18 protein-coding genes and 1 tRNA gene are annotated in these 14,034 nt (G+C 50.8%); 13 read left to right on the top strand and 6 right to left on the bottom strand.

Features of this window, described 5'->3' with window-relative positions:
• Positions 1-4: 4 nt before the first annotated feature.
• Positions 5-277: a zinc ribbon domain-containing protein gene (locus J2T58_RS02520; RefSeq protein ID WP_253487175.1), complete on the bottom strand. Its 273-nt coding sequence runs from the start codon at positions 275-277 to the stop codon at positions 5-7.
• A gap of 108 nt (positions 278-385) precedes the next feature.
• On the opposite strand from J2T58_RS02520, the gene J2T58_RS02515 reads away from it, so the two are divergent.
• From J2T58_RS02515 to J2T58_RS02500, 4 genes are all read left to right on the top strand, one after another.
• Positions 386-946, top strand: a complete 561-nt coding sequence (locus J2T58_RS02515; RefSeq protein ID WP_253487174.1) for a LemA family protein — start codon at positions 386-388, stop codon at positions 944-946.
• A 10-nt stretch (positions 947-956) separates the two neighbouring features.
• Positions 957-2,774, top strand: coding sequence for a DUF2207 domain-containing protein (locus J2T58_RS02510; RefSeq protein ID WP_253487173.1), 1,818 nt, complete (start codon positions 957-959; stop codon positions 2,772-2,774).
• A gap of 80 nt (positions 2,775-2,854) precedes the next feature.
• Positions 2,855-3,829 (top strand): hypothetical protein, encoded by a 975-nt coding sequence (locus J2T58_RS02505; protein ID WP_253487172.1) that lies wholly within the window; start codon positions 2,855-2,857, stop codon positions 3,827-3,829.
• Between the two features lie 51 nt (positions 3,830-3,880).
• Positions 3,881-4,183 carry a DUF1294 domain-containing protein gene (locus J2T58_RS02500; protein WP_253487171.1) on the top strand — a complete coding sequence of 101 codons (303 nt, stop codon included), beginning with the start codon at positions 3,881-3,883 and terminating at the stop codon, positions 4,181-4,183.
• 79 nt (positions 4,184-4,262) lie between these two features.
• Here the strand turns inward: J2T58_RS02500 and J2T58_RS02495 are convergent, their stop codons facing one another.
• The gene (locus J2T58_RS02495; RefSeq protein WP_253487170.1) at positions 4,263-5,117 is read right to left on the bottom strand and encodes a cupin domain-containing protein; all 855 of its coding nucleotides are present in this window, start codon (positions 5,115-5,117) and stop codon (positions 4,263-4,265) included.
• A 166-nt stretch (positions 5,118-5,283) separates the two neighbouring features.
• Here J2T58_RS02495 and J2T58_RS02490 point away from each other — a divergent pair, with 166 nt between their 5' ends.
• Positions 5,284-5,451: a hypothetical protein gene (locus J2T58_RS02490; RefSeq protein WP_253487168.1), complete on the top strand. Its 168-nt coding sequence runs from the start codon at positions 5,284-5,286 to the stop codon at positions 5,449-5,451.
• Between the two features lie 67 nt (positions 5,452-5,518).
• Here the strand turns inward: J2T58_RS02490 and J2T58_RS02485 are convergent, their stop codons facing one another.
• The 4 genes from J2T58_RS02485 to J2T58_RS02470 form a co-directional block, all read right to left on the bottom strand.
• Positions 5,519-5,887 (bottom strand): DUF5305 family protein, encoded by a 369-nt coding sequence (locus tag J2T58_RS02485; RefSeq protein ID WP_253487166.1) that lies wholly within the window; start codon positions 5,885-5,887, stop codon positions 5,519-5,521.
• Positions 5,888-6,442, bottom strand: a complete 555-nt coding sequence (locus J2T58_RS02480) for a GNAT family N-acetyltransferase (protein ID WP_253487165.1) — start codon at positions 6,440-6,442, stop codon at positions 5,888-5,890.
• A gap of 148 nt (positions 6,443-6,590) precedes the next feature.
• Positions 6,591-6,675 (bottom strand) — tRNA-Leu (locus tag J2T58_RS02475).
• A 119-nt stretch (positions 6,676-6,794) separates the two neighbouring features.
• Positions 6,795-8,516 (bottom strand): AMP-binding protein, encoded by a 1,722-nt coding sequence (locus J2T58_RS02470; protein ID WP_253487164.1) that lies wholly within the window; start codon positions 8,514-8,516, stop codon positions 6,795-6,797.
• Between the two features lie 192 nt (positions 8,517-8,708).
• Between J2T58_RS02470 and J2T58_RS02465 the strand changes: the two genes are divergently transcribed.
• The 8 genes from J2T58_RS02465 (at position 8,709) to J2T58_RS02430 (ending at position 14,033) form a co-directional block, all read left to right on the top strand.
• The gene (locus J2T58_RS02465) at positions 8,709-9,038 is read left to right on the top strand and encodes a hypothetical protein (protein ID WP_253487163.1); all 330 of its coding nucleotides are present in this window, start codon (positions 8,709-8,711) and stop codon (positions 9,036-9,038) included.
• Between the two features lie 126 nt (positions 9,039-9,164).
• Positions 9,165-9,350, top strand: a complete 186-nt coding sequence (locus J2T58_RS02460; protein ID WP_253487162.1) for a hypothetical protein — start codon at positions 9,165-9,167, stop codon at positions 9,348-9,350.
• A 16-nt stretch (positions 9,351-9,366) separates the two neighbouring features.
• Positions 9,367-9,687: a V-type ATPase subunit subunit G family protein gene (locus J2T58_RS02455; protein ID WP_253487161.1), complete on the top strand. Its 321-nt coding sequence runs from the start codon at positions 9,367-9,369 to the stop codon at positions 9,685-9,687.
• A 9-nt stretch (positions 9,688-9,696) separates the two neighbouring features.
• Positions 9,697-11,640, top strand: a complete 1,944-nt coding sequence (locus tag J2T58_RS02450) for a V-type ATP synthase subunit I (protein WP_253487160.1) — start codon at positions 9,697-9,699, stop codon at positions 11,638-11,640.
• 149 nt (positions 11,641-11,789) lie between these two features.
• Positions 11,790-12,002 (top strand): ATP synthase subunit C-like protein, encoded by a 213-nt coding sequence (locus tag J2T58_RS02445; RefSeq protein WP_253487158.1) that lies wholly within the window; start codon positions 11,790-11,792, stop codon positions 12,000-12,002.
• An 88-nt stretch (positions 12,003-12,090) separates the two neighbouring features.
• Complete coding sequence (locus J2T58_RS02440) at positions 12,091-12,666, top strand: V-type ATP synthase subunit E (RefSeq protein WP_253487156.1); 576 nt, start codon at positions 12,091-12,093, stop codon at positions 12,664-12,666.
• Between the two features lies 1 nt (position 12,667).
• Positions 12,668-13,720 (top strand): ATP synthase A1 subunit C, encoded by a 1,053-nt coding sequence (gene ahaC, locus J2T58_RS02435; protein WP_253487155.1) that lies wholly within the window; start codon positions 12,668-12,670, stop codon positions 13,718-13,720.
• Positions 13,713-14,033 (top strand): V-type ATP synthase subunit F, encoded by a 321-nt coding sequence (locus tag J2T58_RS02430; protein WP_253487154.1) that lies wholly within the window; start codon positions 13,713-13,715, stop codon positions 14,031-14,033. Before ahaC ends, J2T58_RS02430 begins: the two co-directional genes overlap by 8 nt.
• The last annotated feature ends 1 nt before the right edge of the window (position 14,034 follow it).

Here is a 14,034-nt window from a genome sequence, read left to right as displayed (position 1 = left end):
ATGACTATCTCTTCCATCGCTTCAGTTCCGGGAGGAATCGTTCATTCATCTTCTTCGCCTCATCATAGGGCATTGCCCCAAGCTCCTCCATCTTCTGCGAACAGAACCCGATCATCTCCTCGAGGGTGATCCCTCCATCCAGAAACTCCCCGTTCTGGTAGCAGTAGACACAGTAGTCAGCTGCGGGTGAACCATCAGATTCTGTTCCGAAATGCTCATCACGGTGCATCGGCATCCCGCAACTCTGGCAGAACGGCCCTGCAGGTATCTCTGTCATAGAGATGAGAAGGGAACGCCAGGTGATAAAGGATCGGGAACAGATGATGCTCTCCTGGATCAGAGGTTTTTATCTCATGTGAGCGTTATCTGTACCTGGTGAATAGCAATGCTGGATCTTATAATCGGCGGGATTCTTCTCCTTCTCGTCATAGGGATTATTCTCTGGTTTGTCAGTGTCTACAACCGGTACTATCGTCTGAAGAACGGATCAGAGGCGACACTTGGCCAGATAAAGGTCGCCATGAAGAAGCGGCTTGATATGATCGATCAGCTTCTCGGATCTGTGAAGAGTTATGCGGAATTTGAGAAGAGCACACTTGAATCTGTCACAAAGATGCGGGCGAGCGTCGGGTCTGCGGGTGCGGGAGATCTTAACGCAATTGAGGCGGAGTCCCGCAGCGTTCTTGGACGCCTCTTTGCTGTGATGGAGAATTATCCGGATCTGAAGACCTCGGAGACGGTGAAGGATCTGATGGGTTCGATCAAGGGTCTTGAGGATGAGATCGCCCGCCACCGGTATACATTCAACAATATCTCCCAGCAGTTCAATACCATGCTCCAGACGATCCCCTCAAATATCGTCGGAAATATGATCGGGATGCAGAAACTTGAGTATCTTGAGTTCGAAGATGAGAACCTTGCAAAGGCTCCAAAGATAGAGTTCTGAGGTCTTCTGCATGGAAGAGAAGAGACTGATCGGACTCCTGGTTCTGGGGACCCTCATCCTTGGCCTCTCCGCCGTCGGCCTGATGGAGATCTATCCCAGGGAGGCACTCGATTATGGCGGGGACCTTATCGTCACATCGTATGAGGTGAGCTGGCAGGAGGATGGCGACCTTATCGAGCGGTATATCTACTCTGTCCGCTCGGCCGGGGAATACCGGATGCTGTATCGTGCCTGGAAAGCCCCCCTCATCCACGGGGATATGATCTCCGGCGAGCCGCATATCCGCCTGATCTCTGCATCAGCTCCGGCAGGTTCAACTGCGTACCTGAAGACTGAGGATGGTGGTGTTCACCTCTTCAACGGCGATGATCCACGGGCCCGGTCGCTCGTTTCTGATCTCGCCTATCCAAATGAGGTCGGGATCATCAATCCCGATTACTTTACACCGGGTCTGTATACCGTTGAGTATGTCTATCAGATGGTTCCCCCGGTTGAGTATGACCGTGATGCGGTGCATATCAACCTGATGCTTGCAGATGAACATATCCCCTATGAATCAGTTACCATCACGCTCATCTCTGACCGGATCACGGACGTATTTACCCATCCCCCCTCATATGAGGTGGAGACTCGGGAAGGGATGGTTGTTATTACCGGGAGATCCCCTTCAAATGAGAGGATCGGGGTCGAATTCCTGATGACCCCTGATGCCCTCGACCAGGTCGCCGGAGTTAAACGGCAGGTCGAGGGGGTCCGGGAGAAGACTGAGTCTGCAAACAACAGGTATCTTCTTGGGTTTCTGATCGCCGATCTTCTTCTCATCATCGGGAAGATCCTTGTTGTTATAACGCCGTTCTTGTTGCTCCTTCTTTATTATCTATATGGAAGAGAGAAGGAGTTCACCGTCCCGGAATATCTCAGCACCGTTCCTGATGAGACGATGCCGCCCTGGCAGGTAAACCTCGTCTTCAATAAGGATGCGTTTACTGCCGATGAGAATGGTTTCTATGCGACACTCCTTGATCTTCACAGGAAGAAGAAGATCGAGATCCGCGAGAATCCGGATGAGAAGGGTGTGACAATCCGTCTCCTCAAGGTGGAAGGGGATGACCCGTATGAGCAGAGGGTGATCAACTTCATTCATCTGAACTCGGATGAGTCGGGGATTCTTGACACCGGATACTTTGAGGAGGTTGCCAAACGGGCGAAGACCTCATCGGCTGATGAACAGATTGCCATTGCGCTCAAGGATAATCTCAACGACCTGATGAGCTGGTCTGATGAGCGGATATCCGGCAGATATGCTGTAAGCGGACGGGAGAAGCCCGCCATCATACTTGCCGGAGCGATGAGCCTGACTCTCGTCGGCATACTTGCCTTTCTCCTCACGATTGATATCGAGCGGACCCTTCTGGCTGCCATGCTCCTTTTTGTGGTCGTTGCTGTGCAGGCAGGCATCGCGGTCGCTCTCCCCTCAACGGTCTTTGGTCACTGGAAGGAGGATTATTACAGACTGAAACTTGAATGGAGTTCGTTCCGACGGTTCCTCACAGATATGAGCATGATCAAAAAATACAGCCCGGATGACATGAATATGTGGGGGATCTGGCTCATCTATGGAACAGCACTCGGTGTCGGGGAGAATGTCCAGAAGGCGATGAAGGAACTAAAAGTGGACATCTCACAGTCCGGGTACTATGTCCCGACATACGTCTGGTTTGCAGGATTCTATTCCATCAGTACCTTCAGCCCTCCATCCCAGGGCGGGGGCGGGGGTGGATTTGGTGCCGGAGGCGGTTTCGGCGGTGGTGGGGCTGGTGGGAGGTAGGATCTCTCACCTGACGCCGCTTTTCCTTTTTTTACGAACAAAACCGCCAGCTTCATAGTCGCACCAGCCAATAGTGCTGTATGATCCTCCAAGAATCACTCATCTTCAACTCTGAGGAGGAAGCAGATCTCTTCCTGAAAAACCTGCGTATTCTCGGTGCGTCAGGGAAGAAGATATACCGAAGTTCGGCCTTCTCAGAAGACCTTGTCACCTGCAGTATTGATGGATTTATCGCCTGGTTCTCTGATCTTGCCATGGAAGGGTCTGATGATAATCCGGAGTCTGAAGAATCCTCAATTCGTGGAAAATTCGCATTTCAGCGTGATCTGATGATCCGAATTCAGAAGAAACTCCATCTTCTTCTGGATGGCAAAAAACCGGGTGATCTGATATATACTCATGATGAAGCAAGGCAGGGGATGCTCTCCCTTTTCGGGAGGATTCAGGCGATGCATACTGATGATCCAAATCCTGAAACCTATGATGACACCTGGGTTGCGATAACGATCATCATGAAGGATAATGATATCGTCGAAGAGACTCAAAATGGCTTTCTGTTGAAGAAGGAAGTCGAGAATGCGGGCTCCCTTCTTTATGAGATCAGGTCGCTCTCCGAAGAGATAGCATTCAGGGAGTCGGGATCGGCTTATAACCCGGTCTTCTCGACACATTACTATCTGGAACCGGAATGTGTCGTCGTCACCGATCCACGCCTCTACTTGTGTGATCCCTATGACTATCTCATTGATGATCTTGAGGAGATGAATCTCGATCCGGATTCGTTTGATCAGTTTTATAAGAACTACCTGACGAAGCGAAAGGTCCTGAATGCGATGATGGAGGTGATCGGGACGAAAGCGCCCATCTCGCTGGAGGAGCTTGTTCGTGCGATGAAGGACTATGCAGATCCACCCGGCGGAGAGACAGATGGATACTCAATTGCTCTTGATCCGCTGGTAACAAAGATGATAGTCAGCGAGCTTCAGAAAGCGAAGATTCTGACCGGCTCTGATCGGAAGATCCGGTTGGGGAAGGACGTAAAACCGAACAGATGATTGGAGGATCCATCACCTCCCCTTATTTCTGAAGAGAGCACATATTTCCATATGACAGTACCTCTTCCTCAGGATCTCCTCATTCACGGGGCTCTCTACCTGATTCTGAATATCTTCTCGTTCCTGACGTTTGCTGACGATAAGGCAAACGCAAAATCGAACCAGTGGAGGACGAGCGAGAAGCGGCTTCTGATATATGCAATGATCGGTCCGCTTGGGGCGATGGCCGCGATGAAATTGTTACGGCATAAGACGCAGAAGATCAAGTTCAAGCTCGTCTACCTCTTCCTCGCCGTCCATATCCTGCTGATCGGGTATTATCTTCTCCCCTTTTTGCAGGTAATTCGGATCTGATCGGTCGTTTAGGAAGGGAAAAGGTGGAACTGGTGGCTCTTTCCACCATCAGTTGCTTTTTTCCTGATATCCCTTTGATTTATCCGGTCTCGAAGAACGCTGGTCTCCATGCCGGATCCACGATACTCAGGAGTATTGCCGGTGTATCACCGGAGTTTCGTATCTCCTTTGCCTGGCCTGGTGGGAAGTATGCGGCATCTCCTGTCCGGACGGTGATCGTTACCCCCTCCGGTGTGCTAAAATCCACACTGCCTTCGATCACATAAATGAGATCAACTGCTCCTGTCACCTTGTTGCTCACGATCCGGCCGCCGGGGAGGATTTCGGCATAGGCGACGCTGTAATCGATTGGAAGATCCAGCTCCGGCATAAGAACCGGGTTGATGAGGGTGTAGATCATCGTCCCCGTCTCGTAATCCCATTCGATCCCTTCCTCGGGATCAGAGATCACTATCGGCGTTTGACTTGCCATCATCTCATAGGATGCGAGTTCATCCCCCCGGATATCGATGGCGTCCCGGTAAGGTGGCTGATTTGCCGAGAGGTACCGGAGGTCGGTCTCTCCAACGCTGACAATCGACTGGAGGACGCCCTCCGGCAGGAGGATGAGTTCCCCTTTTCCGGCAGTAATGATGGTCTCGTCGCAGTGTATTTCCGCGATTCCATCAAGCACAAAAACGATCTCGCTGGTGCCGAGGAGACGGTGGGGATCGGTTGCATTCCCCGGACTGATGGTGACGTGGCCAAGGTTGTAGTTCATCGGGGGAATGGGTGTATCGGTGGTGACAAGGTGAGAATATAGTGCCTGCCCTTCAAAGATGGGGAAGGGGTCCATGGGTTCGATCACCAGTATCTCCGCTCCCCCTTCCTCTTCGGGCGGAGCTGCCGTGAGGCACCCGGCGAAAAGGAGGAGTGGAATGATAAGAAGCAGCATGCATCTGCGCATAGGGATACTATGGAAGAATTGTATTTAAGGTATTGGATGCGTCCTCACCCCGCTCTGCTCTCCTCATCGGGATACCGGGGGGAGGGGGGAGGGAACCGACTCTCCGGGGTGGGTATCAATAAACCCCGGAGCAGATGATATACAGAGTGATAGGATGAACGAAGAGGAAATACAGAAAGAGCTGCAGGAGTTGCGGGAGATGGTCAAAAGGCAGGAGAAGCGGATCGACCGGCTGGAGAAGTTTGCTATTGCCGCGTACAGGGAGTACCTGGCTCCCGGAAGTGGGGGGAAGAAGAGCGGCGATCCTGAAAAAGAGAGCTGAATACCCGGAATGAATCAGGGTATCGGGTCGGGTTTTGTAAAAAAGTTGGGAAGGGGATACCCTGGTATCAGTTTTCCAAATACTGATACATCAGATTATTGACAACAAAGAAGTAGATCCCGCTCTTCTCATCATAGATGACACGCTGGTTCATATCGACCGCCGCAGCAACGAGATCTTCCAGTGATGCAAGCTCGATCATTTCGGTATTCCTCAGCCCCGTATAGCGGCCGTTGCTGATCCAGTCTTTGTACTCGATCCGCAGATCCTCCCGTTTCAGCGCCTCAGGATCAATGCCCCCCTGCCAGCGAACCGAGATTGCGGTTATAAGAACGAAGATAAGGAGAGATACCAGAATAAGAAAGCCCGCTGTGAATATTTGGCTATTATGAAGAAATGACTCATGATAAAAGAGCATTCTTTCCATGGGTTTCATTTAGAGTAATAATTCCATACTATAACATTTCTTTCCTTGCCCACATCTATTCTCAATAGTTCCCTGTATATTGAAGTTAAATTTTTTATATAAATGAACCGCGGGAGAATTCAGCATATCCACAAATAATCGAATGACATATATATTATTATTCTTTAATTCAGTAATACTTTCTGATAATAAGGTGCCGCCTATACCCTCTCCTTGAAACCTGTCATCGACCGCAAAGGAGTAAATTGTAGCATATCGAATGATATTTTGGTTCTGAATGGAAAAATGGATGGTATATAAACAATAACCCATCATTTCACCCTCTTCATTTTTTATTATATAAAAAGTATGTTTGAATAACCTCTGATACCTCTCAATGCTGGCTTCGTGACCACCATCAAAATTTTGTTGATAAAGACGTATCACATCCGGCAGGTCTGCCTGATCACATGATTTCGTCTTTTTTTTGAAATTATAAAATTTATATAAGGAAAGGGATCCCATATAGTCTCGAATAGTTCGATAAGACCTATTGAAAAGCGATAATAAAATCTTTTTATCCATATCATTCCCTAATATGTCTAAATATAATGGACTTATTTATAAAACCTTCTATTCATCAAGACGAGATTATTGATCAGATGCTCCTGATGAGGAAATGACCCGAAGGCGAGAATACTATCAATTGATAGAGAATAATAGAATAAGAAAATGCGAGGGACCGGATTCGAACCGGCGAACACCTACATGAATAGGCCCTGAACCTATCGCCTTTGACCTGGCTCGGCAACCCTCGCGCCGTTGCTCTTTAATCTTTGCTCTTCTGAGGTATAAATATGTGCACTTCGATTCCAAAAAACCAGGGAAAAAGGGGATGCACGAAAGGGGGTACACCCTTCATCATGATCTCATCCATCTACTCTTCAACAGGTCTCCTCAGACCTCTCCTGCTGCCAGAGCCATCATCATCGCCACTCTGGCCTGCCGCTTTTGCCATCTCTCGCTCCCGAAGCTCTGCCCGCTTGATCTTTCCTGAGATCGTCTTTGGAAGCTCGGCCACAAACTCAATCGCCCTCGGATACTTATACGGAGCGGTCGTCTGCTTCACGTGGTTCTGGATCTCCTTGATCAGCTTCTCTGATGGCGTGCATTTCTCATGGAGGACGACGAATGCCTTCACCACCATCCCCCGGATCATATCCGGTGTCCCGATGACCGCCGCCTCCTGGACAGCCGGGTGCTCAAGGAGTGCCGACTCGACCTCGAAGGGACCAATCCTATAGCCGGAGCTCTTGATGACATCATCATCCCGGCCGACGAACCAAAGATACCCGTCATCATCCCTGTATGCCTTATCACCTGTGTAGTAGAACCCATCGACGAATGACTCGGCATTCGCCTCGGGATTATAGAGGTACTCCCGGAAGAGACCGACCGGGCGGGGATTGAGACTTATGGCAATCCTGCCGGCCTCGCCATCAGGGACCGGCTTCCCCTCCTCATCATGCAGTTCAATCTGCCAGCCCGGCGATGGCTTCCCCATCGAGCCGTACTTGCACTTCATCCCCGGGAAGGTCGCAATGCAGCAGACCGTCTCGGTCTGGCCGTACCCTTCATAAATATCGTGCCCGGTTCCTTCCCTCCAGATCCGGATAACCTCAGGGTTAAGCGGCTCCCCTGCAGAGCAACAGTGGCGGAGTTCAGAGAAATCAAACTTCCGGAGGTCTGCGATGATCAGCATCCGGTAGATCGTCGGCGGGGCACAGAAGGTGGTGATCCCGTACCGCTCGATCAGGGGGAGAAGCTCGGTCGCCTTGAACCGGCCCCGTATATCATAGACGAAGATGGCGGAACCGCAGATCCACTGGCCGAAGTACTTCCCCCAGGCCGCCTTTGCCCACCCGGTATCAGAGACCGTGAAATGGAGATCATTCTCCTTGAGATCTTGCCAGAATTGTGCCGTTATGATATGACCCAGAGCATAGCTCTGTTCATGCAGCACCATCTTCGCCTCCCCGGTCGTGCCGGATGTGAAGAAGATCAGGAGCGGATCGGTCGGCTTTGTCCTTCTGAGGCTCCTGAAATGGACCAGCGTCCGTGCAACGGGAGCAGGGTATGCCAGTTCGAATGGATAGCTGATCCAGTCCTCCCGTTCCCCGTCAACGACCATCTTCTGGGCAAGTGACGGGCAGGAGTCCTGCAGCCCCTCAAACTTCGGTGCATTCTCCATATCGGTGATGACCATCTTGAAGTCGCCTTCATTAATCCGATAGATGATGTCCTTTTTCGTCAGCATCGTCGGAGATGGTGCAAAGACCGCCCCAAGCTTCATCAGGGCAAGTGTCAGAATCCACCACTCGGGGATACGCGGAAGCATCACAAAGACACGGTCACCCTTGTTGATCCCAAACTTCAGGAGAATATTCGCCGCTTCATTTGAGAGGGTCTTCAGATCCCAGAAACTGTACTTCTTCTCTTCCCCCTTCTGGTTCACCCATATGAGAGCGAGCTTGTTTCTATCCTTTTCAGCCCAGGCATCAACGACATCAAAGGCGAAGTTGAAGAACTCAGGAAGATCAATCCTGAAGTCATCCCCGGCGTCCTCATATACCCGGATGGCACTATCTCTTGCGATCATAAAACATCGGAGGTTAGTCTTTCAACCCATTTATTTGATCCGAAATGTATACGAGCCTCTAATCCTCCTGTTTGCAGGAGCTCCATCCTTGCATGATCCAAAAGGAGTGGAAGCAATAATTATATCCATCATAGAATGTTCCATCGCCAGAATAACAATACTATCATATACCCGAAGTGTCGAGGAGAGTGTATGCCGGATGTTGCAAGGGGAGAGATCGGACGGAGGGTATTTCAACTGAAGAAGGAAAAAAGCGTCGAGGAGGCTCTTGCGATCATACGAAATAGTATCGCACAGGAGTGGCGATCGCTCACTGAAGAAGATATCCATTACATGCGAAGGATGCTTGGTGATCTCTGGGTCTATATCGATCGCACCACCTGGGAACAGTTCTCCTTCTCCAGGCTGACGTGCCATGAGATCGGGATCATCATCCAGACGGGGAGATCTGTCTTAGAGGGGAGGATACAGGAGAAGGCGGCCATTGAAGAGATTTCACGGCTCCTCTCTTCACATAAATGAGCAGGCTTGCAAACCTGACGCAACACCCTCTTCTTCTCTCTATTATCATTCTGAGATAACTATAAATAACGGGCTGTATATTATCCGGTATACTCAGGGATATCGCAACATGGGATCTGATCCTTTATGCACCAGGCACCAGAATATGGGTGTGGCGGCGAGTCACGTGTGATCGAACGGCTGAAACTCATAGCCATGGCCCGGTGTAATGACAGGATTGAGGAGGCGACGAAGCGACCGAAGAAGCGAGCCTCACCCCGGCCACCATCACATGGCCTGACCTCACTATTGCGATCCAGTCATGGACTATAACCCCGGATGGTGTCTCATGTCCCCGGAACAATCAGTGTTACAGAAGATACGGGAGAAGGAACTGGAGATCAGCGCACGAGTTGAAGCGATCCGATCCCAGTCCAACGCACGTGTCGAGCAGGCACAGCAGGAAGCCGGGGAGATTATCGAGCGGTTCGATGCTGAGGGGAAGCTGGAGGCAAGGAAGTATTATACAGCTGAGATGGAGTCGATTCAGTTTGAGATTGAAGAAATGCATCGGGAGACCCTAAGGATAAAAGAAGACCTCCGGAAGAGCTGGGAAGCAAACCTCCCTCAGGCTGTTTGCCGGATCATCGAGGAAGTACTATCGGGATGAGATGGAACGATGCTTCAGAGAATGGTGAAAGTACAGGTCATCGGACCTGCAAAAGACCTCCACCGTATCGTGGATACCCTCTATACTGCAGGCACCATTCATCTTGAGGACTATTCCAGGGATATCTCGATTGGTGATGCCATACTCAGCAGGGTCGAGGTCGGGGAGAGTGATACACTCTCCGGTCTCATCTCAAAGATTGAGGGTATCCAGCTCATATTTCCAAAGACCACGCCTGATCAGCAGAAGCAGAAGGAGCTTATGCGATCATTTCGGGCAGAGGGACATGACGTTCTCCTGAACCGGGCAACAGAGGCACTATCAGCTCTTGAGCAGAGGACCCGGTCCCTTATAACACGAAGAAGTGATCTCGAATTTACAATTGCAAACCTCACCCGGTATCAGGGGGTCATCGAGAAGATCCTCCCTATTGAAAGCCAGATTCCAACACTTGAGAGGTTTGAGATCACCATCATCCTCATTGAAAAAGAGTTTGAGACCGCTCTTCCGGTGATCAGAGATGCCCTCATGGAGATCACCAATAATCAGTGTGAACTGATATCAGCCGCAGTTGATGAAAAGAGCATTGCTACCGTCGCCATATTCAACAGAAAATACTCCGAGCAGGTTCACTCGTTCATCTATTCCCAGAATGTCAATGAGCTACGGCTGCCGGCCCAGTACATGGGCCGTCCGCTTGCCGAAGTTCTGAAACTCAATGCCGAGAGGAAGAAGGAGGCAATCTCTGAAGCCAGATCAATTGATGAGGAACTTGCCGCCCTCTCATCGGAGTGGCATGATGAGCTGACAGTACTTCGGCAACTGCTCCATGATCGGTTTGAGGAGTTGAAGGAGTACAATAAGTTTGCACGGACAGATTACACCTTCATCGTTCTTGGCTGGATTCCAAGGAAATATCTCCCACGCACCCGCGATCTTCTCCTGAAGGAGTATGGGGAGGCGGTCATCATTAACGAGCTGCCGGAGACCCCCGAGTCGATGGATGAGGCCCCGACGTTTTATGACAGCCCTGAGTTCATCAAGCCATTTGAGTACCTCGTGCGGCTAATCACCTCCCCGAAGTACAATGAGGTGGACCCAGCCCCGCTTCTCGCCCTCTTCTTTCCAATCTTCTTCGGGCTGATCGTCGGAGATATCGGGTATGGACTGGTTATTCTTGGGTTTGCACTCATCATGAAGAAGAAGTTCCCTGATATTGACTGGCTCAAACCCCTGATGAACCTGATGATCATCGCCGCCTTTCCGACGATCATATTCGGGTATATCTTCGGGGAGTTCTTCGGCGACTTCGGAGAGCAGATGGGCTGGCTCCATCCGATGGAGATAATGGGGGTGACCTGGCACCGGGTTGATGCGATGGTACCGATGCTCGTCCTGGCAATCGCGATAGGAATCTTCCATGTTCTCCTTGGACTCTTCATCGGCATTGTCAACCAGAGAGCGAAGATGAGGTGCTCAAAGTACCTCTGTGCAAGCAGGAAGCATATCTGTGAGAAGGTTGGGATGATCGTGGTGATCATCAGTATCCTGGTCCTCCTCGGAGCGGCAACCCGGATACTTCCTGATATCGTCCTCTATCCCGGCCTTCTGATGATGGTCATCGCACTTGCCCTGATCATCTATGGAGGCGGATTCATTGCAAGCCTTGAGGTCATCAGTATCGTCGGTAATATCCTCTCATATGCTCGTATCATGGCGATCGGGACGGCATCGGTCATCCTCGCCCTGGTGGCTAACGAGCTTGGGGGAACCATGGAGGTTGCGCTGATAGGTGTTCTGATCGCAGCCATCATCCATCTCCTCAACATCGGACTGAAGATGTTCATCGGTTCCCTCCATTCATTTCGTCTGCATATCGTCGAGTTCAGTCCCAAATTCATGGAGGGAGGAGGAAAATTATACAAGCCCTTTGGCAGGAGGGATCGAAGATGAGAAGAACAGCAGTTCATGGTTTCGGGGTTGGTGGCATGATATGATGGAGATCACTCTTCCGGTGTTGCCGGTCACCGGAGAAGAGAGATCATACCGGAGAGCGAGTTGAGAATACACGCCGAAAACGGCGGTACATGCAGGTAATGGATATGGACTGGTATATACCAATCGGAGCGGCAATTGCATTTGGCCTCGGAGCGCTCGGTGCCGGAATTGCGATGGCACGAATAGGCTCTGCAGGAGCAGGAACTGTGGCAGAACGGCCCGAGACATTCGGGTATATGCTGATATTTCTTGCTATTCCCGAGACGATTGCAATCCTTGGATTTGTGATTGCTGCAATGATCCTGGTCATGATATAGGGTGTATCATTGCGTACCCTCTCCCCTCCGGATACGGGGAAGAGGAGATCTGTTCACCTATGCCTGATAGAGGAGGATGTGACTGCGTATGTATGAGCACCTGATCGAAACGGTAGAACTGAGTGCAGAGGAGAAGATTCGAGAGATACAGCAGGCAGCCGAAGGTCTGGTAGAGCGGATCAGGGAAGAGGCGGGACGCGAAGGAGAGAAGATACGTGACCAGCACCTTGCATCTGCACAGAGAGCTATTGCTATGGAGCGATCTGCAATCCTTACCGCCAGGGAGAAGAACAAGCTTGATATTCTCCGGACCAGGGATGAGATCTTTCATACGGCGTTTTTGGAGGCTGAGAGAGAGCTTGAAACCATCAGGGAAGATCCACGGTACCGGAGTTTTCTCGAAAAGGCCATAAACGGCCTCACCGGGGAGATGGAGGGTTCGTTTACCCTGCATATCGATGAGCGGGATCTTGACCTCTGCGAGGATATTGTCGCATCTCATGGGCTTGATATCTCCATTATTCCAGATATTACCTGTATGGGCGGGATTATCGCACGCTCATCAGATGGATCCCTCACAGTACAAAATACCCTTGAATCCAGGCTACAGCGATCAAAGGAGGCTCTCAGATCCGAGGTCTTTCGAATACTGAATGGTGGTTAGGATGGAGTACGGGTACGTGAATGCACGAATCAAGGGGATGAAGAGCCGTCTCCTTACCACCCATGATCTCGATGAACTTACAAATAAGCCGGATCTTGATGCCTTCATCTCATCTCTTGAAGAGACGGCCTATCGTGAAGAGCTTCAGAAAGCCGGTATAGAATCTGCAGGCCTGGAGCGTATCGAGGTTGCCCTGAGACGGGATCTTATCCGGGCGTTTCAGAAGGTACTCTCCCTCTTTGCCGGAGAGAGGGAGGAGGTCTATATCAGGATTATCCTCAACAGATGGGATATCCAGAACATCAAGACCCTCCTTCGCGGGAAGAAGATCAATGCCCCCACAAACGAGATCCGTGACTGTCTTCTGCCGGCGGGCGAGCTGGATATGGCCGCCCTCCTCGAACTCTCAAAACAGCCGGATGTCCGGGCTATCATTGATCTCCTTGCAACATGGAGGATTGACTACTCCCGTCCCCTCACCCGCAACCTGCCTGCATATCTTGATACACGGGATCTCGCTGTACTCGAGCTTCCCCTTGATCGGTACTATTATGAGCGGGCTCTTTCCCTCCTTGATAATCCTGAGCACTATGATCAGCAGATCATACTGGATATGATCACCACCGAGATTGATATCACCAACATCAGAACCCTCCTCAGGATCACCAGAGAGAAGATGCAGGATGAGACGATACGCGACTATCTCATCGATGGTGGCCGTTACCTCAGTATCGAGCGGCTGGAATCCCTCGCATCATCGGGGAGCATTCCCGATATTCTTGTGGAGCTTGGCACCACGCCATATGGGTTTCTCGGTGGGATCCAGCCTGAATGTATATCTGCAGGAAGGATTTCCGTGATAGAGCGGGAACTTGAACGGTTCATGATAGAGAAGGGCTGTAAGAATTTCCTCAGGGAACCCCTCAGCATTGCGATCCCCGTTGCTTATATATGGGCAAAGCAGAATGAGGTGATTAACCTCAGAATCATCGCCCATTCGATCATCGGGGATGTTCCTGAGTCCGAACTGCGGAGGGCGTTATCATATGTATAAATGCATGGTTGTTACCGATCCGGAGACGGCCATCGGGTTTCGGCTTGCCGGTCTTGAGGTGATAGAACTCACCGATCCGGGAGAAGCCTCCGCCCTCCTCTCATCACTCCTGTACCGGGATGATACCGGGATCATTGCCATCAATGAAGATTTTATCGCCGCACTTGACGGGAAGATCATGGAGCGTGTGGAGAAGACGTACCGGCCGATCGTTCTCCCCATTCCTTCAGGGAAGAGTACGGGTGAGCAGGAGAATTATATCGATCGCCTTCTCCGCAAGGCCATCGGCTACAACATTGTGGTGAGGCAGTAAA

The sequence above is a fragment of the Methanocalculus alkaliphilus genome (assembly GCF_024170505.1).
Taxonomy (GTDB): Archaea; Halobacteriota; Methanomicrobia; order Methanomicrobiales; family Methanocorpusculaceae; genus Methanocalculus; species Methanocalculus alkaliphilus.
Note: the sequence above shows the minus strand (reverse complement) of the source record. Positions and strands in the feature narration are given on the sequence as shown.

Excerpts from the sequence above, each read along its gene's own strand:
- J2T58_RS02520 (WP_253487175.1), bottom strand. The coding sequence starts at position 277 with ATGACAGAGATACCTGCAGGGCCGTTCTGCCAGAGTTGCGGGATGCCG.
- J2T58_RS02515 (WP_253487174.1), top strand. The coding sequence starts at position 386 with ATGCTGGATCTTATAATCGGCGGGATTCTTCTCCTTCTCGTCATAGGG.
- J2T58_RS02510 (WP_253487173.1), top strand. The coding sequence starts at position 957 with ATGGAAGAGAAGAGACTGATCGGACTCCTGGTTCTGGGGACCCTCATC.
- J2T58_RS02505 (WP_253487172.1), top strand. The coding sequence starts at position 2,855 with ATGATCCTCCAAGAATCACTCATCTTCAACTCTGAGGAGGAAGCAGAT.
- J2T58_RS02500 (WP_253487171.1), top strand. The coding sequence starts at position 3,881 with ATGACAGTACCTCTTCCTCAGGATCTCCTCATTCACGGGGCTCTCTAC.
- J2T58_RS02495 (WP_253487170.1), bottom strand. The coding sequence starts at position 5,117 with ATGCTGCTTCTTATCATTCCACTCCTCCTTTTCGCCGGGTGCCTCACG.
- J2T58_RS02490 (WP_253487168.1), top strand. The coding sequence starts at position 5,284 with ATGAACGAAGAGGAAATACAGAAAGAGCTGCAGGAGTTGCGGGAGATG.
- J2T58_RS02485 (WP_253487166.1), bottom strand. The coding sequence starts at position 5,887 with ATGAAACCCATGGAAAGAATGCTCTTTTATCATGAGTCATTTCTTCAT.
- J2T58_RS02480 (WP_253487165.1), bottom strand. The coding sequence starts at position 6,442 with ATGGATAAAAAGATTTTATTATCGCTTTTCAATAGGTCTTATCGAACT.
- J2T58_RS02470 (WP_253487164.1), bottom strand. The coding sequence starts at position 8,516 with ATGATCGCAAGAGATAGTGCCATCCGGGTATATGAGGACGCCGGGGAT.
- J2T58_RS02465 (WP_253487163.1), top strand. The coding sequence starts at position 8,709 with ATGCCGGATGTTGCAAGGGGAGAGATCGGACGGAGGGTATTTCAACTG.
- J2T58_RS02460 (WP_253487162.1), top strand. The coding sequence starts at position 9,165 with ATGCACCAGGCACCAGAATATGGGTGTGGCGGCGAGTCACGTGTGATC.
- J2T58_RS02455 (WP_253487161.1), top strand. The coding sequence starts at position 9,367 with ATGTCCCCGGAACAATCAGTGTTACAGAAGATACGGGAGAAGGAACTG.
- J2T58_RS02450 (WP_253487160.1), top strand. The coding sequence starts at position 9,697 with ATGCTTCAGAGAATGGTGAAAGTACAGGTCATCGGACCTGCAAAAGAC.
- J2T58_RS02445 (WP_253487158.1), top strand. The coding sequence starts at position 11,790 with ATGGACTGGTATATACCAATCGGAGCGGCAATTGCATTTGGCCTCGGA.
- J2T58_RS02440 (WP_253487156.1), top strand. The coding sequence starts at position 12,091 with ATGTATGAGCACCTGATCGAAACGGTAGAACTGAGTGCAGAGGAGAAG.
- ahaC (WP_253487155.1), top strand. The coding sequence starts at position 12,668 with ATGGAGTACGGGTACGTGAATGCACGAATCAAGGGGATGAAGAGCCGT.
- J2T58_RS02430 (WP_253487154.1), top strand. The coding sequence starts at position 13,713 with ATGTATAAATGCATGGTTGTTACCGATCCGGAGACGGCCATCGGGTTT.